The organism is Nocardia brasiliensis (assembly GCF_042691675.1).
Lineage (GTDB): Bacteria > Actinomycetota > Actinomycetes > Mycobacteriales > Mycobacteriaceae > Nocardia > Nocardia brasiliensis_D.
The window spans coordinates 8,597,199-8,622,230 of sequence record NZ_CP170507.1 but is presented as its reverse complement, the minus strand read 5'-3'; the positions used below and the strand labels follow the sequence as shown (position 1 = coordinate 8,622,230).

Below are 25,032 nucleotides of genomic sequence, written 5' to 3'. Positions count from 1 at the left end.
GCGGTGCTCGCGGGTCCACGGTCGGACCCCGACCCCTCGAATCAGCCGCGGGCCGCACGTATCGCCATGACGCGGCCGCGACTTCCTCGACGGGTCGGTGCACCATCACTCGACAGTAACACGTTCTAGTTTTGCTCGGAATGGCTCCGTCAGACGGCGGCCTCCTCCAACTCGGTGAGCGCGTTCTCCAGGTGGTCGAGCAGCCGCGGGAGTTCGGGCACGCTGCGTCGACAGCCGACCAGGCCGAAGTCGAGATTGTCCGCGTTGGTGGTCAGCGTGATGTTCACGGCCTGGCCGTCGAACGGGATGGACATCGGGTAGGTGGCGTCGAGGCGGGCGCCGTTCCAATACATGGGTTCGCGCGGGCCGGGCACATTCGAGATGACAATGTTGAACGCCGGGCTGGTCAGTGGGATCAGGCCGGGGAGCAGGCTGAGGGCGAGCGGGCTGAGCATCAGTGCGGACAGCGCCATGGTCTGGGTGTTCGACAGCGAGCTGTAGACGTCCTTGCTCTTGCGCATCGAATCGCTGACCACGCGTAGTCGGTCCAGCGGGTCGGCGATATCGGTGCCGAGGTTGCACAGCACCGCGCCGACCTTCACACCGTTGGTCTCGGTGTCGTCCGGCGAGCGCAGCGACATCGGCACCATGGCGATCAATGGCTTGTCCGGCAACGCGTTCCGCTCGGCCAGGTAGGACCGCAACGCCCCGGACGACATGGTGAGCACCACGTCGTTGATGGTCGAGCCGGTGGCCTTCTTCACCTGCTTGATCCGTTCCAGTGGCCAGGAGCGGACCACGGTGCGGCGGGCGCCGCCGATGGGCACGTTGAACATGGTGCGCGGCGCCTCGAACGGCAGCGTCAACTGCTGCTGGAGCAGGGCGGCGCGGGCCACCCGCAGCATCGCCGGTCCGGATCCCGCCGCGGACAACAGGTTTCGGGCCGTGCCGCGCAGTATGGAAGGCGCCTCGGCGTGGTCTTTGCGCGGTGGCTTCGGCAGGTTCCAGGGGACCTTGGCTTCACCCATCGGTTCGCTGGTCAGTGTCCGCTGCAGCACGCGTTGCGCGGAGACGCCGTCGATCAGGGCGTGGTGCATCTTCGAGTAGACGCCGAAGCGGCCGTCGGCGAGGCCCTCGATGAGGTAGATCTCCCACAGCGGGCGATGCCGATCGAGCAGCGTGCTGTGCAGTACGGACGCGAGTTCGACCAACTGGTCCATGCGACCGGGGCGCGGTACCGCGAGCCGCCGTACGTGGTACCCCAGTTCGACGTCGGTTTCGCGGGTCCAGGCCAGTTGCGGTGCGCCGAAGAGGGTGGCCGGGCGCTTACGGAAGGTCGAGTCGATGTCCTTGCAGGCCAACAACTTTTCGTGGGTGACGCGGGCGAAGTCCGGTCCCGCGTCTTCGGGTGCCTCGAACAATTGCAGCGAGCCCACGTGCATCGGGTGTTCGCGGGATTCGGCGAGAAGGAAGACGGCATCGATCGGTGCGATGAGTTCCATGGTGTGGTCGCCCCCTGACGACAGTGGTGTGGTTGCAATCGAATCGACCACGTTGTCGGGCGGGCCCGCGCGCAGCCATGAATCCTGCGCGACACCACCAACTTACCTGGACCGGACGGCCTCCGCTGTGCGAATCAGCGAAGCTTCGTTACCAGCAAGTAGGCTTGCTGGAAACGTTCGTCCGGATCCGGCTCCCGGACCAGCTGCGAGCGCACCGTGAATCCGGCGTCGCGCAACAATCCGGCAAGCCGTTCCGGCGACCACCGATAGGCGCGAGTCACCTTGTGGTCGAACGCTTCTACCGTGTCGGGTGCGTCGGTCGCCTGGAATCCCAGCAGCGCGTGCCCTCCCTCTTCTACTACCCGATAGAACTCGGTCAACACCTGCGGGAGTCGCTCGGGCGGCAGATGGATGGTCGAATACCAGGCGACGAGCCCGCCGACGCTGGCGTCGCCCAGCGCCAGCTGCTCCATCGAACCCTCGGTGAAGGTCAGCTCCGGGTACCGCCGCCGCGCGAGGCTGATCATTTCCGGCGACAGGTCGATACCGAACGCTTCGAGGCCGAGGTCGGCCAGGTGGGCGGTGATGCGGCCGGGGCCGCAGCCGATGTCGGCCACCGTGCGGGAACCGTTGGCGTGCACGAGTTCCGCGAACACGGCCAGCATCGCGCGTTCGTACGGTTGCCTGGCGAGAATGTGCTCGGCGAATTCCGCGTAGACGGTCGCGATGTCGTCGTAGGCGTCGCGGGTAATGTTCACGTCGGCTGGTGTGCCCTGATTGTCAACCACCCCAACATCATCCACGCGCGACCCGCGCGTGCCGCGGCCAGGTCGTCAGGGTGTGCGCGCCGACCCGGACGTTGCCTCTGGATGAGTTGGCGGCAGCACTGTGCGGTCGTCGACCGCCGTTGGTCGCTCCGGTAATTGGACGGCCGCCTCGGGAGCGGCGGGGGTGGTGCAGAGCGCGTCCTCCGGTGTCTTCTCCCGGCTGCGGGCGGTGCCGAGGATCGAGCCGAGGATCACCAGCGGGAAGCCGATCGCCATGCCCGCGGTGAGTGGTTCGCCGAGTGCCGTCACGCCCAGCACGATCGCCACCGCCGGATTGATATAGGTGATGACCGTCGCGCGGGCCGGGCCCACCTCGGAGATCAGCGCGAAGAACAACAGGAACGCGACGGCCGTGCAGAGCAGCGCGAGGCCGAGCACGGACAGCGTCGCATCAGCGGGATAGCTTGTCGGCCTGCGCAATGCCGCGAACGGCGCGTAGATCAGCGAGGCGACGATCAGGGACGCGGTCACCACACCCAGCGGCGGCAGGTCGGCGAGCGACCGGTTGATCACGATCGGGCCGAGCGCGTAACCGATGGTGGTCAAGCCGATCGCGGCCATGGCGGTGGGGTTGGACAGATCGATATCGAGACCGACCAGCGCGGCCACCCCGGCGAACCCGACGATCAGCCCGGTGACCCGGCGCCGATCGAAGCGGTCGCCGCCGAGCTTGGTCACCGCCACCACGGCGATCAACGGCACCGCCGCGATCAGCAAACCGACGGTCGAACTGTTCAATGTGGTCTCCGCGAACCCGATGAACCACCACGGCCCGACGATCTCCAGGACGGTGTACAGCAGCAACGGCCGCCACCGCCGGAACACCGGGCCGAGCGCCTTGGTGTACAACGCGATCGGCAACAGCACCAGCGCCCCGATCAACGTCCTGGCGAACGCGACCGCGACCGGATCGAAGTCCACCACCGCGATCCGGATCATCGCGTACGGCACGCCCCAGATGACGCCCATCGCCAGGAACAATGCCCACCCACGTTGCGTCATCGCGCGACCGCCGCTCGGCACAGCACTATGGGGGAGATTCGGGTAACTGGCATGCTCCACTCGCTTTCGATCAACCGGGAGCTTATACAGAACGTCGGATCATCCGACAGGTCCACTTGTGGCCGCTGCGGCCAGGCCACTTATCCGTCGAGAACAGTGCCGCCTCAGACAGATTCGACCAGTGGGCGAACGCGTTCGACGCTGCCCTGACCGATGTGCCAGGTACAGGCCAGACCGAAGGCGGCCACCCGGCCGGTGTCCACGATGCTGCGCACCGCACCGGAAACCGCTTGCAGGCTGGGCCCGCCCGGTGCGGGGAAGATCAGTCCGGGCAGGTCGCCGGGATCCACCACATCGCAGTCGAGATGCAGGTAGAGCGGACCGTCCGGCAGCTCACCGAGGTCGGTCACCGTGCGGTGCCGGATCCGGGCCGTCCGCAAATATTCCGCTTCCGGCGGATCGAGGTCCCGGCCGTCGACCAGGAGGGCGCGTTCTTCGGGGATGTCGCGCAAACCGATTCGATCGGCGAGCAGGTGCCGTCCGTAACCGGTGAGCATCCGCAGCGGCATGCCGCCGAGGTAACCGGAGGTGGACGTTTCCAGCGTCTGGACGTCGCCGTGTGCGTCGAACCAGACGATCGCCGGGTCGATCCCGGCCCGCTGCAACCCGGTCACGATGCCGAGCGATGTCGTGCAGTCGCCGGACGCGACGATCGGACGGCCGCCCCCGCGGACCGCTTCGGCCACTCGCTGCGCCACCGTGTCGTACAGCACGGCCATTCGTGCCCATGGGTCGTCGACGTTCGGTAGCTCCGCCGTGATCACCGCATCGGGGGTGATCGGCGCGTCCAACTCGGGCTTGTGCTCGTCGAGGTGGTAGGGGACGAGAAAACGCATGGGCCCGAGCCTAATTCGGCGACGGGTGGGCGGCACTCCATTATTCGGCGACGATGCGGTGATCGCGGCGCTGACCAGGCCAGGTGTGGCCGGGCCTCGACCGCGCCAGGCGCGTAGACTCATTTGGTGAAGCAACTAACGATCGGTGTAGTCGGGACCTCCCGCAAGGAGGACGAACATCGGTTGGCCATCCATCCGGCGCACCTCGACCGGATCGATCCCGGGCTTCGCGACCGCGTCTTCCTCGAGCACGGCTACGGCGACCGATTCGGTTACACCGACGAGCACTTGGCCCCGCTGGTCGGCGGGCACCGCACCCGCGAAGAGCTGTTCGCCGAATGCGACGTGCTGTTGTTGCCCAAGCCGTTGCCCGAGGACCTCGCGAATCTGCGCCCCGGCCAAGTGGTGTGGGGGTGGCCGCACTGTGTGCAGGACGAGCGGATGACCCAGCTGGCCGTCGACCGTGGTCTGACCCTGATCGCCTGGGAGGCGATGAACCACTGGACGAAGGAAGGCAACTTCAGCGTCCACGTCTTCCACAAGAACAACGAACTCGCCGGCTACTGCTCCGTTCTGCACGCGCTACAGCTGCGCGGATCCAGCGGCGACTACGGCCGCCGGATGCGCGCGGCCGTGATCAGCTTCGGCGCCACCGCCCGCGGGGCGGTCCGTGCGCTCAACGCACTCGGCATCAGCGACGTCACCGTGCTGACCCAGCGCAGCGTCTCGGCCGTCGCCTCGCCGTTCGCGTCCGTCCGGATGCAGCATTTCGAGCGCGACCCCGCCAACCCCAGCCGAACCCTCGCCCTCGAGGCGCCGGAACCCGGGCCGCTCGCCGAGATGCTGGCCCAGTACGACGTGGTCGTCAACTGCATCCTCCAGGACACCGAGGAACCGCTGATGTTCGTGATGAACGAGGACCTACCCCTGTTCGCCCGCGGCACCCTGTTCGTCGATGTCTCCTGTGACGAAGGGATGGGTTTCGAATGGGCCCGCCCCACCTCGTTCGTGTCTCCCATGTTCACCATCGGCGACGACCTGCACTATTACGCCGTCGACCACAGCCCCTCCTTCCTGTGGAACTCCGCCACCTGGGAAAACTCCGAAGCCCTCCTCGAATACCTCCCCATCGTCATGGCTGGCCCCGATGCCTGGGACGGCAACGAAACCGTCCGCCGCGCAATCGAAATTCGCGACGGCCGAGTCCAAAACCTTCGAATTCTCTCCTTCCAGAACCGCGCCGCCGCGTACCCCTACGCCATCGTCTGACCTCTGGTCGCGAAAAGACCCTGCCCGCCGCGTAATGCGGTGGACAGGGTCTTTTGGTTTCGGGTCAGTTGGTGGCCGGGGGTGTGCTGGTGGTGGTAGGGGCCGCCGACTGCGTTGTTGTGGTGGGTGGTGCGGTGGTGGTCGGCGTTGCGGTCTCGGTGGGTGTCGCTACCGAAGAGGGGGCCGGGGAGGTTGTGGCCTCCGGGGTGGCTGTTGTGGTCGGCGGTGTCGAGGTCGCCGGGGGCGTGGTGGTCGTGGTGCCGCTCGGGGTGCTGGTGGTCGTCGGGGAAGCGGTGGGGGTCTTGGTCGGTGCGGCGGTGGTCGCCACTACTTCCTTGTAGGCGGCGGCGAGTTCGGCCGGTGCGGGCTTGGCGGTGGCGTCGACCTTCTTGCCCGCCTGCGCCTGCTTCGCCAGGTGGGTGATCCAGGCGGCCGCGTACTCGGCGGAGGTCAGTGGCTTTCCGTTGGCCGGGTCGGCGTCGCGCCAGTAGTCGAAGTGGTGACCGCTGTGGTTCGGGCCGAGGGTCTGCTTGTACGGGTCACTCATCACGACCGGGATGGTGTTCTGGTTCGTGACGATGAGACCGATGATCTCGTTCAGCACCTTCTGCGGCAGGTAGGCCAGCGGCGACATGTCGCCCGCCGCGATCGCGTCCGCCTTGGCCGGGGTCTTCGGCGTCTGGCCCGGCTTGTATGCCGGATCCGACACCTTCAGCAGCACCTGGAGAAAGGTCTCGTCACTCTGCATCCAATTCGGCTGCGACTGGATGTCCGCGAGTGCGGCGAGTGCGATACGGCTGAGGACAACGGCGACGTCCTGTCCGGTCGCCGGGGTGAGCCCGTCCTTTTCCAGTGCGTCGACGTTCAACTGCCTACCCACATTGACCACCAACTGCAGCAGCGAAATGTTTTCCGGTGCCGCGCAGGTGAGATCGCCGTCGGAGCAGAACGACGCGATCTTGCCGTTCAGCGCACCGAAGTCACCGCTGGTACCCGGCAGCGCACCCTTACCAGGGGTCGGGTTCTTGCCGTTCTGATATTTCTGGTCGAAGCCGTCCGGATTGCCGTGCGGGTCCTTCGCGCCGATGAACGGCCCGTCTCCGGCCGAACGGCCCGCGTCGGCGAGAATGACGACACCGACGACATTGTTCGGATCGACGATCCCGTACGCACCGTCCTTGTCGGCTTCCTGATGCCCGACCTTCATCGCGACGCGGCGGACGACGTCGGCGCCCTCGCTGTATCCGACGATCGAGAACTTGGTGGCGGGGCACGCCCGCGCGATCTCCCGCATCACCTGTTCGGTATTCGCGGCACCCGCGTTGACGGCGTCTTCATAAGTGGCCATGTTCGCCGGATACGCGATGTAAACAGCGGCGTAGGCGTCGGGGTCGACCGAACCGGCCGGCGCGTTGACGACCGGATCGACCCACTTGCTCTGGTGATCGCCGGACATCGCGGCGGGCAATTCTTTACCGTTGGCGTCGAGCAGTAATTTCGTGGTCCCCGCGACTGGTGTGTCACCGCGCCCGGCGACCGAGATGGTCACCATGTCCCTGCACTCCGTGACGGACGTGGTGAGCTGTGTATCTCTGGTCTGCGGCGTCGATGTCAGCGCCAGCGAGGCGGCGACGACCGCCGCCACTCCGAGCACCGCCGGCGCGGCGACCGCCGAGGCGATACGGTGTCGCGCGAAGAACTCGCGAAAAGCCATGTCCTGATCCCCATTCCATAACCAACAAGTGGACGGACAAAGCCCCCCGACGGGCAATGCGTCACCAAACACGTCGGGAATTGGGATGCGAGCGTTACGCTGTCGGGTCCATAGGGCGACGAACAGCACAGTGCGGTCACGCCGAGTCGGCATTGCCCATGGAAATAGGGGCAGCTATCGCCCGGGGAATTCCGCTAGCACGCGGAACTATTAGTTATCCGAACAGCTCCGCCGCTCGTTGTCGATCCACGCCGTGGGACCCGTTCCACGCGGCAAGCGGCATCGGAACATCGGAGCGATGGGAACGCCCGAGGGTGGCCCAAGCGCGGGAATGTTCCTGGACGTCCACCCACAGATCTGTGCGCAGGCCGACCGCGGGCTGCGGTAGTACGCCGACGTCGGCCAGCCCCTCCAAAATTCGATAACGAAGGCCCGCATTCGATTTCGGGATCACCTTCGCCTGTCCGAGCAGCGCGACCGCGCCACTGGGCGACACCTCGACCGGCGCCGCGGACAGCACGTCCAACATCGCGTCGAACACCAGGCGATCCTCCGGTGTCGGCGTGATCGGCGCCAGCGTGCCGAACTCCGCGAGATTGATCGTCGCACCGATGAGATTCGACCACGGTCGGCCCTGCCAGAATCGAAGCCGCAACTCGGTCCGGTCGACGGTGTTGCGCTGGTTCGCACCGCAGACACCGCAGGCGCGCAGTTCGGGGATGGTCCGGTAGCTGTGCTCGGGCAGCTTCGCACACCACACGTAGCCGTCGAGCACCGGAAGCCCGCGCCGCACGCTGCCACCGACCCCGGCCACGAACGCGGCGGCGACCTGCTGCCAGTCGAGCTTCGCCGCCCGCCCGACCTGCTCGTGGTGATCCCAGGTCACGAAGTCGTTGACTACGACGCCGACGGAATCCAAGTACGCCCGATCCGCCGCCGGGAGCGCGTTCTCGTCGACAACACTTTCACCCCGCGCGGAGTCCCAGAGTTTTGCCCGCGGGCGATATGCGGCGTCGAGAATGCGGATCGTGCGCTTGTCCATGCGGTGACTGTATTGGCTGGAGCCGCAGTCGGATTCGGCGCCGACGTGGATGCATCGCGTGTGGCACCGGCCGGTGACATGGTGCGGCCAGGTCGGAGCACGCACGCAGCGCCGCCGGGGCCGGTCGCACCGCCGCTGTGAACGCGTTGGCGGATTACCGCTAATAGTCTTGACGAATGGCGTATTGGAATGTCATTATCGATATAGGAAGGCATCGGTAAATCTGATGTCTCTTTATTTATGCCCTCGACATCGGTCGAGTTGGCGTGTAATTTAGGACTTCGCACCGGGGCGAGTGCTGTCCAACTCTCGAAATACGAAATGACTGTAGAAAGTGACACTGTCTGCGTGTCACCGGCTACCCGTTGTTGTCGAGTCATGTTCGGGCGGCGTCCGGTCGGCGCGCAATGTGAATACAGCCCACAGGACAAGCAGATACCGTGACGACCGCGTGAACGCGTGGGCGGCGCGAGGTGCTGGAAGGACGCATCTTGGCAGTCTCGAGTCAAACCAAGGGCAATGCCGCAATACCCGCCGATAGCGGAATCGCTGGGGCGCCGAAGCGGGTTTCATTCGCCAAACTCCGTGAGCCCCTGGATGTTCCGGGCCTGCTGGAGATCCAGACAGATTCGTTCGAATGGTTGATCGGCGCACCTGCCTGGCGCGAACGGGCAGCGGTGCGCGGTGAATCGGCCGCAGGCGGATTGGCGGAGGTGCTCGACGAGATCAGCCCGATCGAGGACTTCGCCGCGACGATGTCGCTGACGCTCTCCGAACCCCGTTTCGAGGAGGTCAAGGCCTCGATCGAGGAATGCAAAGACAAGGATCTGACCTACGCGGCGCCGTTGTTCGTCACCGCGGAGTTCATCAACAACAACACCGGTGAGATCAAGAGCCAGACGGTCTTCATGGGTGATTTCCCGATGATGACCGACAAGGGCACGTTCATCATCAACGGCACCGAACGCGTCGTCGTCTCGCAACTGGTGCGCTCGCCGGGCGTCTACTTCGAGCACAGCACGGACAAGACCACGGACAAGGACCTGCACAGTGTGCGTGTCATTCCGTCGCGTGGCGCGTGGCTGGAGTTCGACATCGACAAGCGCGACACCGTCGGCGTTCGTATCGACCGCAAACGTCGTCAACCCGTGACGGTCCTGCTCAAGGCGCTCGGCTGGACCAGTGCGCAGATCACCGAACGGTTCGGCTTCTCCGAGATCATGACCACGTCCCTGGCCAAGGACAACACACCGGGCACCGATGAGGCGCTACTCGACATCCATCGCAAGCTGCGTCCGGGTGAGCCGCCGACCAAGGAGTCGGCGCAGACGCTGCTGGAGAACCTGTTCTTCAAGGAGAAGCGCTACGACCTGGCGCGCGTCGGTCGCTACAAGATGAACAAGAAGCTGGGCATCCACACCGGCGAAGTCATCGGCTCACGGGTACTCACCGAGGAAGACCTCGTCACGATCATCGAATACCTGCTACGCCTGCACGCGGGCGAGCGCGTCATGACCGCCCCCGGCGGCATCGAGGTGCCGGTGGAGGTCGACGACATCGACCACTTCGGCAATCGCCGGTTGCGGACCGTCGGTGAGTTGATCCAGAACCAGATCCGGGTGGGTCTGTCCCGGATGGAGCGCGTGGTCCGGGAACGGATGACGACGCAGGACGTCGAGGCGATCACGCCGCAGACGCTGATGAATATCCGCCCCGTCGTCGCGGGAATCAGGGAGTTCTTCGGAACCTCGCAGATGTCGGTGTTCCTGGATGAGCGGAACCCGCTGGCCAGTCTGACCCAGAAACGTCGCCTGTCGGCGCTCGGGCCGGGTGGCCTGACCCGGGAACGCGCCGGTCTCGAGGTCCGCGATGTGCACTACAGCCACTATGGCCGGATGTGCCCGATCGAAACGCCGGAAGGCCCGAATATCGGGCTGATCGGTTACCTGTCGGCATATGCGCGGGTCAATCCGTTCGGCTTCATCGAGACGCCGTACCGAAAAGTGGTCGACGGCAAGGTGACCGACGAGGTCGACTACCTGTCCGCCGACCAGGAAGACCTGCATGTCGTGGCGCAGGCGAATGAGTCGCTCGATGCCGAGGGGAGGTTCGTCGATGCGCGAATCGTGGTGCGTCGCAAGAATTCCGAAGTGGAACTCGTCGACTCCGCCGAGGTCGACTATATGGACGTCTCGCCGCGCCAGATGGTGTCGGTCGCGACGGCGATGATCCCGTTCCTCGAGCACGACGACGCCAACCGCGCCCTGATGGGTGCGAACATGCAGAAGCAGGCGGTGCCGCTGATTCGGTCGGAGGCGCCGCTGGTCGGTACCGGTATGGAGTTGCGGGCCGCGATCGATGCGGGCGATCTCGTGGTGAACGAGAAATCCGGTGTGGTCGAGGAGGTTTCGGCCGACTACGTCACGGTCATGGCCGACGACGGCACGCGGAAGTCCTATCGATTGCGCAAGTTCGCCCGCACCAATCAGGGGACCTGTGCGAACCAGCGTCCGATCGTGGACGAGGGGCAGCGTGTCGAGGTCGGTCAGGTGCTGGCCGATGGGCCGTGCACCGAGAACGGTGAGATGGCCCTGGGTAAGAACTTGCTGGTGGCGATCATGCCGTGGGAAGGCCACAACTACGAGGACGCGATCATTTTGTCGCAGCGCCTGGTGGAGGAGGATGTTCTCACTTCGATTCACATCGAGGAGCATGAGATCGATGCTCGTGACACCAAGCTCGGTGCCGAGGAGATCACTCGTGATATCCCGAATGTCTCCGATGAGGTCCTGGCCGATCTCGACGAGCGCGGGATCGTGCGGATCGGTGCCGAGGTTCGGGATGGTGACATTCTGGTCGGCAAGGTCACCCCGAAGGGTGAGACCGAGCTGACTCCCGAGGAGCGGTTGCTGCGGGCGATCTTCGGTGAGAAGGCCCGTGAGGTGCGTGACACCTCGCTCAAGGTGCCCCACGGTGAGTCGGGCAAAGTCATCGGTATTCGGGTGTTCTCGCGTGAGGACGACGACGATCTGCCGCCCGGTGTCAACGAGTTGGTGCGGGTGTATGTGGCGCAGAAGCGCAAGATCCAGGACGGTGACAAGCTCGCTGGTCGCCACGGTAACAAGGGTGTGATCGGCAAGATCTTGCCGACCGAGGACATGCCGTTCATGCCGGATGGCACGCCGGTCGACATCATCCTCAATACCCATGGTGTGCCGCGTCGTATGAACATCGGCCAGATCCTGGAGACCCACCTCGGCTGGATCGGCAAGGCAGGCTGGGACATTCAGCTGACCGACGGTACACGTCCGGATTGGGCGAAACGATTGCCCGAGGAGTTGTTGTCGGCGGACCCGGATACGAATCTCGCGACACCGGTCTTCGACGGCGCCCGGGAGGAAGAACTCGCCGGGTTGCTGGCGTCGACACTGCCCAACCGCGACGGCGAGGTGATGGTCGGAAAAGACGGTAAAGCAACACTATTCGACGGCCGAACCGGTGAACCGTTTCCGTACCCGGTGGCGGTCGGCTACATGTACATCCTGAAGCTGCACCACTTGGTCGACGACAAGATCCATGCCCGTTCGACCGGTCCGTACTCGATGATCACCCAGCAGCCGCTCGGTGGTAAGGCACAGTTCGGTGGTCAGCGCTTCGGTGAAATGGAGTGCTGGGCCATGCAGGCCTACGGCGCCGCCTACACCCTGCAGGAACTGCTGACCATCAAGTCCGACGACGTCGTCGGTCGCGTCAAGGTTTACGAGGCGATCGTCAAGGGCGAGAACATTCCGGAGCCGGGCATTCCGGAGTCGTTCAAGGTGCTTCTCAAGGAACTCCAGTCGCTGTGCCTCAACGTCGAGGTCCTGTCCGCCGGGTCCGCCATCGAATTGGATCACGGCGACGACGAAGAGCTCGATCGCACCGCGGCGAAACTCGGAATCACGCTGTCCCGCAATGAATCCGCCTCGGTCAACGACCTACCGGGCTGACCACTGCCCGAGCTGCCGCGCACCGGATCCTCGGTGCGCGGCAGTCCGAGCGGTGCGGCTACTCGGCAGACAGGCTCTCCCGCAAGGCTTTTACGACCGCAGTCGGGGTGTAGCCGTCGGGTACGCCTTCGACCAGGATGATGTCACCCTCGATGTGGCGCGAGCGCAGCGGCGCGATCTCTTGGTACGCGGGTGAATCCCACCAGGCCCGAGCCTGCTCGATCCCGGGAAAGCCGAGCATCACAACGGCCCCCGGCCAACTGCCCTCCTTCACTTCGTGTGGCGTCGCGTGCACGAGGTAGCGGCCGCCATACGGCTCGAAAGTACCGGGCAGGCGCTCGATGTACTCGACGATCTCCGGGTGCGGGGCGGCGTCCTGTAGATGAGCGATGACGTAGGCGGGCATAGCGTCCTCGGGGTCGATCGGGTGTCGTAACGCGATCATGGCATCCGGACAGTCCAGACAACGACGATAGGCCCCAAGGCGACTTCGAAGTCCGCCAAAAAATATCGCCGTGGGATGTCGAGAACCAGTCCGCAGCTCCGTCCCAGCAGTAGAACACGGCCACAATGGGCCGTACCTCATCAAGGAGAACACGATGGCCAAGTACCTGTTGCTCAAGCACTACCGGGGCGCACCCGCAGCGGTCAACGACGTGCCGATGGATCAGTGGACACCGGAGGAGATTTCGGCCCACCTGCAGTACATGAACGACTTCGCCGCTCGGCTCGAGAGCACCGGCGAGTTCGTCGACAGTCAGGCGCTGTCTTCGGAGGGCACGTTCGTCCGCTACGACGGCGAAGGGCGGCCGCCGGTCACCGACGGCCCGTTCGCGGAGACCAAGGACCTGATCGCCGGCTGGATGGTGATCGATGTCGACAGCTACGAGCGGGCGGTCGAGCTGGCGGGTGAACTGTCCGCGGCCCCCGGCGCGGGTGGGAAGCCGATCCACGAATGGCTCGAGCTGCGTCCGTTCTACGCCGCATCGCCGACCGTTACGGAGTGACGCATGGTGGATGAGGCCCTGCTGCGGACCCTCACCCCCACTGTGATCGGGATCCTCGTCCGCCGCGGAGCAGACTTCGCGGCGGCCGAGGATGCCGTGCAGGAGGCGCTGGTCGAAGCGGTGCGCGCCTGGCCCGATGACCCGCCGCGGGACCCCAAGGGCTGGTTGGTCGCGGTGGCCTGGCGCAAGTTCCTCGACGCCGCCCGCGCCGAAACCTCTCGGCGGCAGCGTGAGGAACGCGTCGAGGTCGAGCCCATGCCCGGCCCGGTTACGGCGGTGGACGACACACTGCAGCTGTACTTCCTGTGCGCGCACCCGTCCCTGACCTCGGCCTCGGCCGTCGCGCTCACGCTGCGCGCGGTCGGCGGTCTGACCACCCGGCAGATCGCACAGGCCTACCTCGTCCCCGAGGCGACCATGGCGCAGCGGATCAGTCGGGCCAAGCGGACCGTCGCGAACGTCCGGTTCAACCAGGCCGGTGACGTCGCCACCGTGCTGCGCGTGCTCTACCTTGTCTTCAATGAGGGCTACTCCGGCGACGTCGACCTCGCCGCCGAGGCGATCCGGCTCACCCGCCAACTGGCGGCGAAGACCCACCATGAGGAGGTGGCGGGCCTACTCGCGCTCATGTTGCTGCACCACGCCCGGCGCCCGGCACGGACCGGTCCCGACGGCAACCTCGTCCCGCTCGCCGAGCAGGATCGCAGTCGATGGAACACCCGACTTATCGCCGAGGGTGTCGACATACTCCAGGCCGCTCTCGCCCGTGATCGACTGGGCGAGTTCCAGGCCCAAGCCGCCATCGCCGCGCTGCACGCCGACGCGCGCACGGCCGAGGAGACCGACTGGGTGCAGATCGTCGAGTGGTACGACGAACTGGTGCGCCGCACCGACAATCCGGTGGCCCGCCTCAACCGCGCCGTCGCGGTCGGCGAGGCCGACGGACCGCGGGCCGGTCTGGCCGCCCTGGCGGAGCTCGACCCCACCCTGCCCCGCCACTCCGCGGTCGCGGCGTACCTGCACGAGCGCGACGGTGATCCGGTGACCGCGGCGCGGCTCTACGCCGAAGCCGCGCATTCGGCGCACAGCCTCCCCGAACGCGACCATCTCACGCGACAGGCCGCACGGCTCAACGCACAGCTGCGCAGGTGAGCGACGGGTTCCTTTGCGACCGAATCGGTTACGGGACCGCGACCGGATTCAGGCAGCTGGCCGGTGGATCGACCAGGAAGCAGAGGGCCGGGCTACGGGTGGGTCGGTAGTCGGCGGGGACGCCGCCCGCGCCGACGAGCTGCGTGTAGGTGCCGACCGCATCGGTGGGTCGGCGAACAAGAGCTGGGTCGGTGCGCACGTCGACGGTGTAGAGACCGAAACGTGGCGTGTAACTGCCCCATTCGTAGTTGTCGGTGAGGCTCCAGTAGTTGTAGCCGATGACGTTCATACCGTCGGCTTTCGCGCGCTGGATCCAGTAGACGGTGTCGCGCAGATGATCGCTGCGCGAGTAGCCGTCGGGCCGGGGGCGTCCGTTTTCGGTGGGCATGCCGTTCTCCACGATGTAGAGCGGCTTGCCGGGGAAACGGCGCGAATAGTGTTGCAGCGCATAGTAGATGCCCTCGGTACGCAGGGGCAGTTCCCAGATGTTCGTACCCGGCAGGTTCGGTATAGCAGATCCGGTGGCTCGGGTGATGGCCCCGAGCAGCGACTGCGCCGGATCGTAGCCGAAGTAGTAGTCGATGCCGACGTAGTCGAGCCGGTGCGCGACGCGATCGAGGAAGGCTCCGTTGACCTCGGCCTCCGAACCGGCGACGTAGCCGACATTGCTGGTCACCTGCGCGCCGGGCTGCACGTGGTGGATGTGGTCGTAGATGGCGTTGTGCGCCTGCGCGATCCGCTCCAGCATCTCGCCGGCATCGGCGGCGCGCCTGCGGACCTCGTGCGAGATATAGGCGGCCGGCTCGTTCACCGCGACCCACAGCGGATTGTGGGCGGCATAGCGATCGACCACCGTTCGCATGTTGGCCAGCCAGTCCTCGACCATGCCGGGATTGCGCCAGCCGCCGCGATCGACCGCCCAGCCCGGGTACACCCAGTGGTCGAGGGTGATCATCGGTCGCATCCCGGCGCGCACGATATTCGCGATGACGGCGTCGTAGAAACGGAACGCGTCCTCGTCCCAAACCCCCGGCGCAGGTTGCAGTCTGGCCCATTCGATCCCGAGCCGGAATACCCGCACGCCGAGCGCGGCCGCCAGGTCGATGTCCGACGCATAGCGGTTATAGAAGTCGACGGAATCGTGCAATGCGTCGTAATCGGGATGCGACGGGATGTACCGCGTCCAATTGCTGTCGGGCGCATGGCCTTCGGACTGGAATCCGGAGGTCGCGACACCCCAGAGAAAACCCGGGTCCACCGGCGGTGTGGCAGCGACCGGCCGGAACGGCAGGGCCGCCGCGGATTGCGTACATAGCAGCATGCTCGATGCGGCGGCGAGTACGGCGAGGGCATACCTACGAAACCGGAATCGCATCACCTCAGGGTAACTGGCTGCTCACCGTCGACGTGCGAATGTCGCGATAGTCCCGTTCCGCGAGTCGTGCCCCAAGGGCCAGATGTGTCAGGGACGCAGACGGTTCGGCGAGGGCATTTCGTCCGCGTCGTCCAGGTCATCGAAACGCGCCCTGGCCTGCTCGACCTCGGGCAATGTGATGGTGGACCAGTGCAGGAGTGCATCGATGAGGTCCTGCAACGTCTTTCCGAGCGGCGAGATGCGGTACTCGACGGCGACGGGCCGCGTACTCGTGACGATGCGGTCGACCATCCCGTTGCGCTCCAGTCGCCGAAGCGCCGCAGTGAGCGACTTCTGCGTCACTACCGGGATCGCTCGTCGGAGCTCGTTGAAGCGCAACGGACTCCCGCACAGCGCGTCGAGGACTTGGAGCGACCACTTGTCGAGCACCTGGTCGAGCAACTCGCGGTGCTGCTCGGTGAGCTGAGGACTGTCCGAACGTGCTGGCGCGGTTTCCGGCATGACACCTAGTCTCGTTGAAGTTCCCTTCGAGTACCAGGTAGACATCGGATACCTACTCCGACAGCGAAGGGACACCCATGGCAGTACAACTGCTGACCCCCGAGGGCATGTTCACTCCCGTTCCGTACCACCACGTTTCGATCAGCACAGGCACGCGCCACGTGCACGTGGCGGGCCAGATAGCACGCGACGCCGAGGGCAACCCGGTCGCGCCCGGTGACCTAGCCGGTCAGATCGCACAGGCCCTCCGCAACACCGCCCGCGGCTTGGCCGGCGCCGGCGCAACCTTCGCCGACGTCGTACGTCTCCGCTTCTTCGTCACCCACTGGACCCCGGACAAATACCACGACTTCATCGCCGGAATCGCACGCGTCACAGCAGAACTCGACCTGCCACAGCCGCTGCCGCCCCTCTCCGCAATCGGCGTCGACTACCTATTCGAACCCGACGTACTCGTCGAAGTAGAGGCATACGCCGTCCTCGACTGAGCGTCAACCGACCGCGGTACGGAAAGAGGCGGGCTTCGTTTCTCCAATGGCAACTTCCCAGCCGGAGCCTCCGACGGTCACCAGATGTCGGCCCAGACAGGCCGTTTGGGAATGTCGAACAACGCGGCATTCTTGTGGACCACGACGGGAACCGAGGAGCCGACGCTCAGTCGCTCGGCCAGAGCCCGCGCTTTGACCTCGCGGAATTGCGGGTAGAAGTACTGCTTCTGCACACGGGTATCCGCACCCGAGTCCGGGTGCGGGAACTGGGCTTCGATCCGCACTCGCCACAAATCGTAGTTGAGCGGACCCTGACGGTACTTGCGCCGCAGGTCCGACTCGACCACCACCGCGGAGATCGCGATCCCCGCCCGCCGCAGGTAATTCCGGCGCAACCGCCATGCCGCGGCCAGCACGAACATCCACGCACCTATGCCCAGCAATGCGCTCACCGGTAGAAACAGCGCCATCGCGACTTGCGAACCGGTCCATCGGGCTATCGCGACCCCCAGGTTCAGCGCACCCGCCATGAAGGCCACCGCCGCTACCGCGACACCCAGCGTCCACACCAGCGACATCGGGCCGATCATCTTGCCGGACCGCCCCATATCCACTCCTCGAGAATCCGGCAGTGACCCACCACTGTAACGGCACTTCGAAACGCGAAGTCACGGCACAAAGCGTCTCAGCGCCAGCCCCGCTCATCGGGGTAATCCTCGTAGGGTAGTCGCCCGTGCCGGTCAGGTCGTGGGCCGCTGGTGCGCACCGTCATCGTCGCCGCGATCTGGTTCTAGGTTTGTCCATGGTTCGGCGGCGGGACCGGCCGTGAGGTGTTCGAAAATCAGTGGCGCGGCGTCGTTGCGCGCCATTACCGTGCTGCCGGACCAAGTCGTCTAGTCGAGGGCATGCCGTTGTACATCCTGTGAGACCTCCCGAGTGCTGATTTGTCGCGCGTCGCGCATGTGCGCCGCGCTTCTTTTCGCTGCGGACTTCTCACTGGAACAGGTGTACTTCTGTGCTCGAGAACTGGGTGGTTGTGCCCACCTGCCTGCCTATTATTCGCCGCCGTTGCCACGCGTGCGCATCCGAGCGCTTCCGCGCGAGCGGTAAATTTCGCGTCAACGCGAACCACAAGCTCATCGACGCTTGGCTCCTCGCGCTCTGTACCACTTGCGGGGAAACCACCAAGCTCACTGTCCTGGAACGGACGAATGTGCGTTCCGTACGACCTGAGCTACTGAACCGGTTGCATGACAACGACCCTGACCTGACAGCCGAGCTACTCCAGGACCCGGTCGTGCAACGCCGTAATCGCATCGCCCTCGACTGGGACAACGCGTGGCGCCTCGACACCGGCGGATCGGATCAACCGGGGGACGAGGCAATCGACGTCTCCGTCCGCTTTGCCGCCCGGATCCCCGTCCGACCGGTGCGACTGATCGCTGAAGGTTTCGGCTTTTCCCGAGCCGAAGTCGAACGACTACGCACCGACGGAAACCTCGTTTCGGCAGTTCGCCTGAGCGGCAAGCTCTCCGGCGACTTCACCTTCACCCTCAAACGCTGACCCCTCGGAACCAGGGCCTGTCCGGCACGATCCGCCGGACAGGCCCCGGCCGCGTGAACGCCTGCCGTCGCTGCCGCGCTCGAATGGTTGACCCGACAGGCGACCTGTAGAGGTCTCTACCTCCGCTTCATAATTCACATCCGCGACCAGCAGATTTTCCTCTTGTCTTCAGACCCTTGATGTCCGAGTCGTCTCACGATCCGCTTCATTTCCTACGGAGCCACCAATAGTGCGGTACAGACAGTCGAGCTCGTACTGGCGTGAGCCCGACTGCGGAACGGCGAGGTGGTGTCCTGGAGCCATCCGGTGATGTCGGTGATTTAACTTTGTGGAGGGGCGACCGTTGAACGCCTACGCCGGGGACGCTTACGGTGGTCGCGCGAGCTCTCGCGCTTCTATTCGTTTGCGGTTTCGGTATGCGCGTTGCCTACACCCGTTGCTGCAGTGTTCACGAGGGCGGCCGCGGTCTCCGGTTTGCCGAGGCTGCAGTTCTATATTGCATCCTCTGCAGCGGCCCTCCTCGGGATCTTTCCCCGTGTACGCCATCAGCGCGGCACGGTACTCCGGTACAGCCCATGCAACAGATAGATGACCTCCGAGTAGCCGTCGCTCTCGGGCCTCTGTTGATGGATTCGCATCTCGATACAGTTGGCTGGGATCGAACGCTAGGTAGTAGGCGGGCAATCGGCCTGACATTTCCCATACAGCCTGAGCCAGGCGCTCACGCAGATCTCGGTCGGCCACACTGTCGGACAGGTCGTGGATCAATTTTCGGCGGCGCGTCACTTGGCGTCCTCCTCGGTCACGCGTCGACGACGCACCATGCGTCGGGGCTTGGTTCGTGGGGCTCGGCGGCCGAACGCTGTTGCGAACGCCTCGAACACCTTGGGAATGTCTTCCTGTCGAGCCCTCCGCAGAGCGGTGATAGCAACAATGATGACCGCCAACGCGAGGACCAGCACGGGTAACTGGAGCCAGAACACCGTCCATGCACCGCCTGCCCACGTCGCAGCCGCCAGTTCGATCGGCACAACCACCTCCAGAAATGACAAAAGCCCCCGGGAGCGAGCACCGGAGGCTAGGACCTGTAGAAACGAAAAAGCTTCAGCCGATCGGCTGAAGCTTCGGATTGGACACTATAGTGCCCGATGCCGAAGACAGTAGAGCGCGAGCGCGGCTCCGTCAACTGGTCGCTAAAGCCGCTGTTCAGGAGGTAAACCAATATGGACTCAGCGGTTCTCGTGCACCGAATTTCGTAACACGAATGTCCCCTGCCGAGTGTGCACTCCGAGTGTGGGCGGATACCAACCCACACGCCCGGACTGGTCGGCAACGCGTTGTCGTCCTGTCCGTCCCAGTTACTACGGTGCGCAACGGGTGTCGAGCCCGGCGCGACGGTGGAGCTCGGTGGCGATAACCTCTCTCGACGAACGGACATTGTCAACTACGCCGGTCCGCAACTCTGCCAGCAGCGCTGGCGCAGCAACCATGGGCGCCGGTAACCAGCTAGAAAACGAACGTTCTCCGGCATCACCGGAGCGGCTTCGTTGGCTACCTCGTAACGCCACCCGACAGACTCGACCAGCTCCCGCGTCCACGTGGATGTCGACTGAACGGCTGGCCGGGCCATTCGCGCACGAAACTTTACGGCGACCACGACTGGGCCGTCGTCGGTGAGTAGGAGATACTCGGGAATCTGCTCCCGCAATTTCCGGTCCACCGTTGCCCTGAGCAGAAATGGCTGGACCGCGATGTGTTTCACCGAGCGATCGAAATCTGCGATCAGCAGGCGTGACAGCTCGAGGCGCGATTCTTAGATGACGTGACCGGCTTCCGTCGCCGACCAGTAGGTACCCGAGTAGTGCTCTGGTCGTGACGCTACCGGAACGTCCGCCAGGGGCGCTGCAGCGGCGAGAAGATCACCGCTAACCCTGGACCACAGAAGCTCATCTAACTGATCCTTGTGCGGGCGACGCACAACCACCGTGGCGGACTTCAGCGCCACGGTCCCGCTCATCACTTGCCCTCGTCATCCGGCTGGGTGCTTCGCGAGAGCTTGTCACGTGCGCCGTTGGCGTGTGGGCGGTTTCGTAGAACGTTGTCTCACGCCGTCTTCATATATGAAGTGGCGAAGAAGTTGATCGTGAGATCATGAAAGGCGGCGTGAGACCCTACAGCGACCGCTAACCGCGGGCCATATCCACAAACCGGCTCAAATGCAGCTGGTGCGCAACGGTAATGGTGGCGGTGGGGCCGTTACGGTGTTTGCCGAGGATCAGGTCGGCTTCGCCGCCACGGGGGTCGTCTCGTTCGAATGCGTCGGGCCGGTGCAGCAGAATAACCATGTCGGCGTCCTGCTCGAGGCTGTTGTGTACTGAAATGCCTTGGGCTACAAAATTATGTGTGCCCGGTACGGTGCCGTCGTAGACGTCTTGTTCGCCGAGGCTGGTGATTTCCACGACCTTGTCCCAGAAGACGTCGTTGGTGGCGAACATTTCTATGTCGGCGTCATCGAGGACTGCCGCCACACGGGCGAGCCGTGATCGGCTGGGGGAGCGCTTCCACATTGTCGAGCCGCAGAAGCGCGAGCCCATTGCCGCCGAGAATTCGCGGTGGGTCATGTGTTTGGTAGCCAGCAAGCCGCGGACTTTGGTCCAAACTTCCTTGGGCACCGTGTCCACGTTGGTGTTGCGGACTATCGGTTCCAGTTCAACCAGGGCAGCTTCCGCGGCCTTGCCGCGGGCGCCGTGCACTCCGACATCTCGCAGGAAGATGGTCTGGTTGTCCGGACCATCGATCGTAAGGTGCCAGCATGGTCGGTAGCCGTCTTTGCGGACCTGCTTTATTCGTCCGTGAACACCGAGGCGGAGCAGCAGTTGCGCTACGTCGTCGACGAGGCGTCGGCTGGTGGACGCGTAGTAGACACGAGCCTGACGTTCTTTGGCATCCCAGCGCACGGAGCCGTCCGTCGCCCAGAGGTGGCGCAGGAACAGTGCAACCTGGTCGTTGGGGAGTGCGAACACGGGCTGTGGGACGAACTTCTCGTAGCTGCGCAAGCCGAACAAGCCCAATTCATCGAGCCATGCGGCGATGGGATTGCGCTTGCCGTGGGTGAGGCGTTCAGGGGCGCGCAAACGCAGGGTTGTCACGCGTGCGGCGACGTACTCGTCACGGGCGGCGGTGACGCCGAAATGGGTGGCCGCCTCCGTGACGACGGCCAGGTTTTCCTCATCGATGCTGGCGTAGCGAATCGGCTGACGCTTGACGCAGGAACCATCACCGATCATGTGCGCCAACAGGATTACCTCGGCGTCCGCCATCCGGGTCGTCTGCACCGGCTCGGGTATCACGCGGGGCGTGGCGAGACGATCGTCGATGGCCAGCTTCTCCAGCGGAATCCAGCCGTCGACGGTCAGGAAGGGGTGGTTCCCAGTGGCTTCGACCTCGCGGCCGGAGGCGAGGCGAAGCCGGAACACCTCCTTGCGCCCGCTGGGGAACACTTTCACCATCGGGCGAGCAACCATCCGCATGCGCTCGTCCAGCGACCACACCAACGGCTGCTCCCCACTGGCGAGGAGCTCACCCAGGGTGGTCTCCCCACCGGTGTCGGCGCGGAGGATGCGCGTAGACGCGGGCAGGCAGCCTGATTCGCGAAGGTCGGAGACCATGGGCCGCTTGTCGGTTCGCTGTTCGGGACCACGGTTCAGCTGGCTGATCGCGACCACCGGAACCTCGAGTTCCTTGGCGAGCAGCTTCAAGTTTCGCGAGAAGTCCGAGACTTCTTGCTGTCGGGATTCGACCTTCTTGCCGGAGGTCATCAGCTGGAGGTAGTCCACCACAACGAGTTTCAGATCGTGGCGCTGCTTCAGGCGACGCGCCTTGGCGCGAATCTCCATCATGGTGAGGTTCGGTGAATCGTCCACGAACAGCGGCGCCTCACTGATCTCGCTCATGCGGCGGGCCAGCTTGGTCCAGTCGTCGTCACTCATCCGCCCCGACCGCATGTCGCCGAGCTTGATCTTCGCCTCGGCAGACAAAAGACGCATCACAATTTCCGTGCGACTCATCTCCAGCGAGAAGATAACGCTCGGCAAGCCATGTTTGATCGAGCAGCTGCGCATGAAATCCATGCCGAGCGTGGAGTTGTGGGTCGGCACCATGGTTGGCCCGGCGAGGTAGAGGTGGTCGCTGTTGTCGACCTCGACGCAACGGACGGGCGCCGTGTCGATCTTGCGGACATCCACGATCTGCCGGGACTCGGAGCGCGCGGTGCCGGGGACGGCATGGTTCAGGTTGTCATCTGCCGAGCGAAGGGTGTGGACGATGTCGCCAGTTGTCCGTACAGCGGGCTGAGACCCATGGGAGCGGGCTACAGTGAGCCACTGATGTTCCTCGTCCGCGACGAGCACTGTGCCGTCGGAGAATTCGACCTCGTAGCACGGACGGTCGGTGAGGATGTCGGTGGCGGCGAGGACGCGGGTGGGATGTCCGTTGGCGTCGAGGAGTTCGTCGCCGACGCGGACTTCGCCCATGGTGGTCCAGCCGGTGGGGGTCGGCAGGGGGGTGTCGAGGGCGAGTGCCTTGCCGACACCGGGGCGCGCCGCGACGATGATCATTTGGCCGGGGTGTAGGCCGTTGGTGATTTCGTCCAGTTCGGTGAAGCCGGTGGGGACGCCGAGGGAGATGCCGCCGCGGCTGGCGATGGAATCGATTTCGTCCATCGTGGGTTGGAGGAGTTCCTCGAGCGGGAGGAAGTCTTCGGTGGTGCGGCGTTCGGTGACCTCGTAGACCTCGGCTTGGGCGCGGTCGACGACCTCGGCGATGTCCTGGCCGTCGGCGCCCGCGTAGCCGTACTGGACGATGCGGGTGCCTGCTTCGACGAGGCGGCGCAGGATGGCCTTCTCGGCGACGATCTCGGCGTAGAAGCTGGCGTTGGCGGCGGTGGGGACAGTCTGGGTGAGCGTGACCAGGTAGGGGGGTCCGCCGATGCGCTTGAGTTCACCGCGGCGGTCGAGGCCTGCCGAGACGGTCACCGGGTCCGCGGGTTCACCGCGACCGTAGAGGTCGAGGATGGTGTCGTAGATGAGTTGGTGTGCGGGGCGGTAGAAATCGCCGGGTCGCATCACCTCGATGACGTCGGCGATCGCGTCCTTGCTCAGCAGCATGCCGCCGAGTACGGACTGCTCGGCCGCCATGTCGTGCGGCGGCTGCCGACCGAAGTCCTCGCCGGGCGGTTCGGTGTGTCCGCGGTCATCGACGACTGCCATGAGACTCGACCGTCCTCTCTCCACCCACCGGGCTCACCCTATTGATGACTGGTTCTACTCTCGGGCTCCGACACGTCGGCCGCAGCGGCAGCGGTGGCCGTCCGCACGATGGTTGGCGCCACCCGCGGGTTCCAGCTACCGGTGCGATATCCACGAATTCCGGATGTTCGGGGCCGTTCGTTCACGACGTAGCGACGAACCTAGGCGACCCGAGGGGCGGTCACCAAACGCTACTGTGCACACAGCTGTGGATAAGTTGGGGACTGTTCACCTAACTGTGTGCACCCCCTGTGTACTACTTGGGGAAAACCCAGGTCACCCGGCGGATACGCGCAGATAGATATCGATTTCCTGATCTATCCACGTGTGGATGAATAAAGTCGCGGCGTGTCGGCAGAGTTGAACAGCCGGGCGTGTTGGGTTAACAGCACGGGTGACGGCTATGAGCTGAATCACATTGCCACCGGTCGGTTTCCTGACTGATCCACAGGCCCGCCAATGGGAACGCCAGTGACCAGCGGTGATCCGCCGAGAACCGTCCAGATGGCAAGGCCAGGCAGCGGGCAAATAATTAGCTATTCAGAAACGTGGGCAGCATCGCACACCGAAGACCACTCCCGTGCCGAACACGGGAGTGGTCTTCGAGGTAGCGCTATTTCAGCTGGCAGCGACCGTCAGGTCGAACTTGGCCACCACGTCCGGGTGCAGGTGCACCACGACGTTGTGCTTGCCGGTCGACTTGATGTGCGACTTCGGCAGCTCGATGCTGCGCTTGTCGACCACCGGCCCACCGGCCGCCTTGATGGCCGCGGCGACGTCCGCCTGGGTCACCGAGCCGAACAGCTTGCCGGTACCCGCCGTCTTCACCGACAGCGAGACCGACTCCAGGCCCTCGATGGCCTGCTTCAGCTCGTTGGCGTGATCGAGGTCGCGCACCTTACGGGCGTCCTGCGCCCGGCGGATGCCCGCGACCTGCTTTTCGGCACCACGGCTGGCAACGATCGCCAGGCCGCGCGGCAGCAGGAAATTGCGGCCGTAGCCGTCCTTGACCTCGACGGTGTCGCCGGGCGCACCGAGGTTGTCCACGTCAGCAGTCAGAATCAACTTCATTTGCGTGCCTCCCTTACTCAGCGAGCCGTCGACACGTAAGGAAGCAGGGCCACCTCACGCGAGTTCTTCACGGCAACCGCGATATCACGCTGGTGCTGCACGCAGTTACCGGTGACCCGGCGGGCGCGGATCTTGCCGCGATCGCTGACGTACTTACGCAGCAGCGCCGTGTCCTTGTAGTCGATGTTGACGATTCCGGACTTGGCTTCTTTGCAGAATGCGCAAGCCTTCTTCTTGAGCACCTTTTCGCGCGCTGGCGCTTTAGGCATGTCGTTTACTCCGTAATCATTGATGGTCCACGCTGGGTGGGCCTATGAGAGCCGTTGA

General features: G+C 64.7%; 21 protein-coding genes. 6 read left to right on the top strand and 15 right to left on the bottom strand.

The annotated features are described in order from the left end of the window. Positions 1-149: 149 nt before the first annotated feature. From ACFK0J_RS39840 to ACFK0J_RS39825, 4 genes are all read right to left on the bottom strand, one after another. A complete protein-coding gene (locus ACFK0J_RS39840) occupies positions 150-1,502 on the bottom strand; it encodes a wax ester/triacylglycerol synthase family O-acyltransferase (protein ID WP_378735093.1) in 1,353 nt (450 codons plus the stop codon). A gap of 134 nt (positions 1,503-1,636) precedes the next feature. Continuing rightward, positions 1,637-2,290: a class I SAM-dependent DNA methyltransferase gene (locus ACFK0J_RS39835; RefSeq protein ID WP_378735091.1), complete on the bottom strand. Its 654-nt coding sequence runs from the start codon at positions 2,288-2,290 to the stop codon at positions 1,637-1,639. Between the two features lie 45 nt (positions 2,291-2,335). Then, on the bottom strand, positions 2,336-3,331 hold the full coding sequence (locus ACFK0J_RS39830; RefSeq protein WP_378735089.1) for a DMT family transporter: 996 nt from the start codon (positions 3,329-3,331) through the stop codon (positions 2,336-2,338). 164 nt (positions 3,332-3,495) lie between these two features. Then, positions 3,496-4,227, bottom strand: coding sequence for an arginase family protein (locus ACFK0J_RS39825; protein WP_378735088.1), 732 nt, complete (start codon positions 4,225-4,227; stop codon positions 3,496-3,498). Positions 4,228-4,353: 126 nt separating this feature from the next. Here ACFK0J_RS39825 and ACFK0J_RS39820 point away from each other — a divergent pair, with 126 nt between their 5' ends. After that, positions 4,354-5,496: a N(5)-(carboxyethyl)ornithine synthase gene (locus ACFK0J_RS39820; protein WP_378735086.1), complete on the top strand. Its 1,143-nt coding sequence runs from the start codon at positions 4,354-4,356 to the stop codon at positions 5,494-5,496. A gap of 64 nt (positions 5,497-5,560) precedes the next feature. Here the strand turns inward: ACFK0J_RS39820 and ACFK0J_RS39815 are convergent, their stop codons facing one another. After that, positions 5,561-7,210: a cutinase family protein gene (locus tag ACFK0J_RS39815; RefSeq protein WP_378735084.1), complete on the bottom strand. Its 1,650-nt coding sequence runs from the start codon at positions 7,208-7,210 to the stop codon at positions 5,561-5,563. A 214-nt stretch (positions 7,211-7,424) separates the two neighbouring features. After that, positions 7,425-8,252: a hypothetical protein gene (locus ACFK0J_RS39810; protein WP_378735082.1), complete on the bottom strand. Its 828-nt coding sequence runs from the start codon at positions 8,250-8,252 to the stop codon at positions 7,425-7,427. Positions 8,253-8,743: 491 nt separating this feature from the next. Between ACFK0J_RS39810 and ACFK0J_RS39805 the strand changes: the two genes are divergently transcribed. Next, complete coding sequence (locus tag ACFK0J_RS39805; RefSeq protein WP_378735080.1) at positions 8,744-12,241, top strand: DNA-directed RNA polymerase subunit beta; 3,498 nt, start codon at positions 8,744-8,746, stop codon at positions 12,239-12,241. A gap of 58 nt (positions 12,242-12,299) precedes the next feature. Here ACFK0J_RS39805 and ACFK0J_RS39800 read toward each other — a convergent pair whose 3' ends face one another. Continuing rightward, positions 12,300-12,686, bottom strand: coding sequence for a DUF1330 domain-containing protein (locus tag ACFK0J_RS39800; RefSeq protein ID WP_378735078.1), 387 nt, complete (start codon positions 12,684-12,686; stop codon positions 12,300-12,302). 154 nt (positions 12,687-12,840) lie between these two features. On the opposite strand from ACFK0J_RS39800, the gene ACFK0J_RS39795 reads away from it, so the two are divergent. Together ACFK0J_RS39795 and ACFK0J_RS39790 are read left to right on the top strand one after the other, a co-directional pair. After that, positions 12,841-13,248, top strand: coding sequence for a YciI family protein (locus ACFK0J_RS39795; protein WP_378735076.1), 408 nt, complete (start codon positions 12,841-12,843; stop codon positions 13,246-13,248). Between the two features lie 6 nt (positions 13,249-13,254). Beyond that, on the top strand, positions 13,255-14,400 hold the full coding sequence (locus tag ACFK0J_RS39790; RefSeq protein ID WP_378743340.1) for an RNA polymerase sigma factor: 1,146 nt from the start codon (positions 13,255-13,257) through the stop codon (positions 14,398-14,400). Positions 14,401-14,428: 28 nt separating this feature from the next. On the opposite strand, the gene ACFK0J_RS39785 is transcribed toward ACFK0J_RS39790, so the two are convergent. After that, the gene (locus ACFK0J_RS39785; protein ID WP_378735074.1) at positions 14,429-15,775 is read right to left on the bottom strand and encodes a family 1 glycosylhydrolase; all 1,347 of its coding nucleotides are present in this window, start codon (positions 15,773-15,775) and stop codon (positions 14,429-14,431) included. An 87-nt stretch (positions 15,776-15,862) separates the two neighbouring features. Beyond that, complete coding sequence (locus ACFK0J_RS39780; protein WP_378735072.1) at positions 15,863-16,276, bottom strand: winged helix-turn-helix transcriptional regulator; 414 nt, start codon at positions 16,274-16,276, stop codon at positions 15,863-15,865. Between the two features lie 77 nt (positions 16,277-16,353). On the opposite strand from ACFK0J_RS39780, the gene ACFK0J_RS39775 reads away from it, so the two are divergent. Then, on the top strand, positions 16,354-16,764 hold the full coding sequence (locus ACFK0J_RS39775) for a Rid family hydrolase (protein ID WP_378735070.1): 411 nt from the start codon (positions 16,354-16,356) through the stop codon (positions 16,762-16,764). 77 nt (positions 16,765-16,841) lie between these two features. Here ACFK0J_RS39775 and ACFK0J_RS39770 read toward each other — a convergent pair whose 3' ends face one another. After that, complete coding sequence (locus ACFK0J_RS39770; protein WP_378735069.1) at positions 16,842-17,372, bottom strand: hypothetical protein; 531 nt, start codon at positions 17,370-17,372, stop codon at positions 16,842-16,844. A 428-nt stretch (positions 17,373-17,800) separates the two neighbouring features. Between ACFK0J_RS39770 and ACFK0J_RS39765 the strand changes: the two genes are divergently transcribed. Further along, a complete protein-coding gene (locus ACFK0J_RS39765) occupies positions 17,801-18,328 on the top strand; it encodes a DUF1062 domain-containing protein (protein WP_378735067.1) in 528 nt (175 codons plus the stop codon). Between the two features lie 782 nt (positions 18,329-19,110). Here ACFK0J_RS39765 and ACFK0J_RS39760 read toward each other — a convergent pair. The 5 genes from ACFK0J_RS39760 to rpsR form a co-directional block, all read right to left on the bottom strand. Then, the gene (locus ACFK0J_RS39760) at positions 19,111-19,359 is read right to left on the bottom strand and encodes a hypothetical protein (protein WP_378735065.1); all 249 of its coding nucleotides are present in this window, start codon (positions 19,357-19,359) and stop codon (positions 19,111-19,113) included. Between the two features lie 413 nt (positions 19,360-19,772). Then, complete coding sequence (locus ACFK0J_RS39755) at positions 19,773-20,090, bottom strand: hypothetical protein (RefSeq protein WP_378735063.1); 318 nt, start codon at positions 20,088-20,090, stop codon at positions 19,773-19,775. Positions 20,091-20,511: 421 nt separating this feature from the next. Continuing rightward, positions 20,512-23,595, bottom strand: a complete 3,084-nt coding sequence (locus tag ACFK0J_RS39750) for a replicative DNA helicase (protein WP_378735061.1) — start codon at positions 23,593-23,595, stop codon at positions 20,512-20,514. Between the two features lie 657 nt (positions 23,596-24,252). Further along, on the bottom strand, positions 24,253-24,705 hold the full coding sequence (gene rplI, locus ACFK0J_RS39745) for a 50S ribosomal protein L9 (protein ID WP_378735059.1): 453 nt from the start codon (positions 24,703-24,705) through the stop codon (positions 24,253-24,255). A 17-nt stretch (positions 24,706-24,722) separates the two neighbouring features. Then, entirely contained in the window at positions 24,723-24,974 is a 252-nt protein-coding gene (rpsR, locus tag ACFK0J_RS39740) for a 30S ribosomal protein S18 (RefSeq protein WP_014989074.1), read from the bottom strand. Positions 24,975-25,032 lie beyond the last annotated feature (58 nt).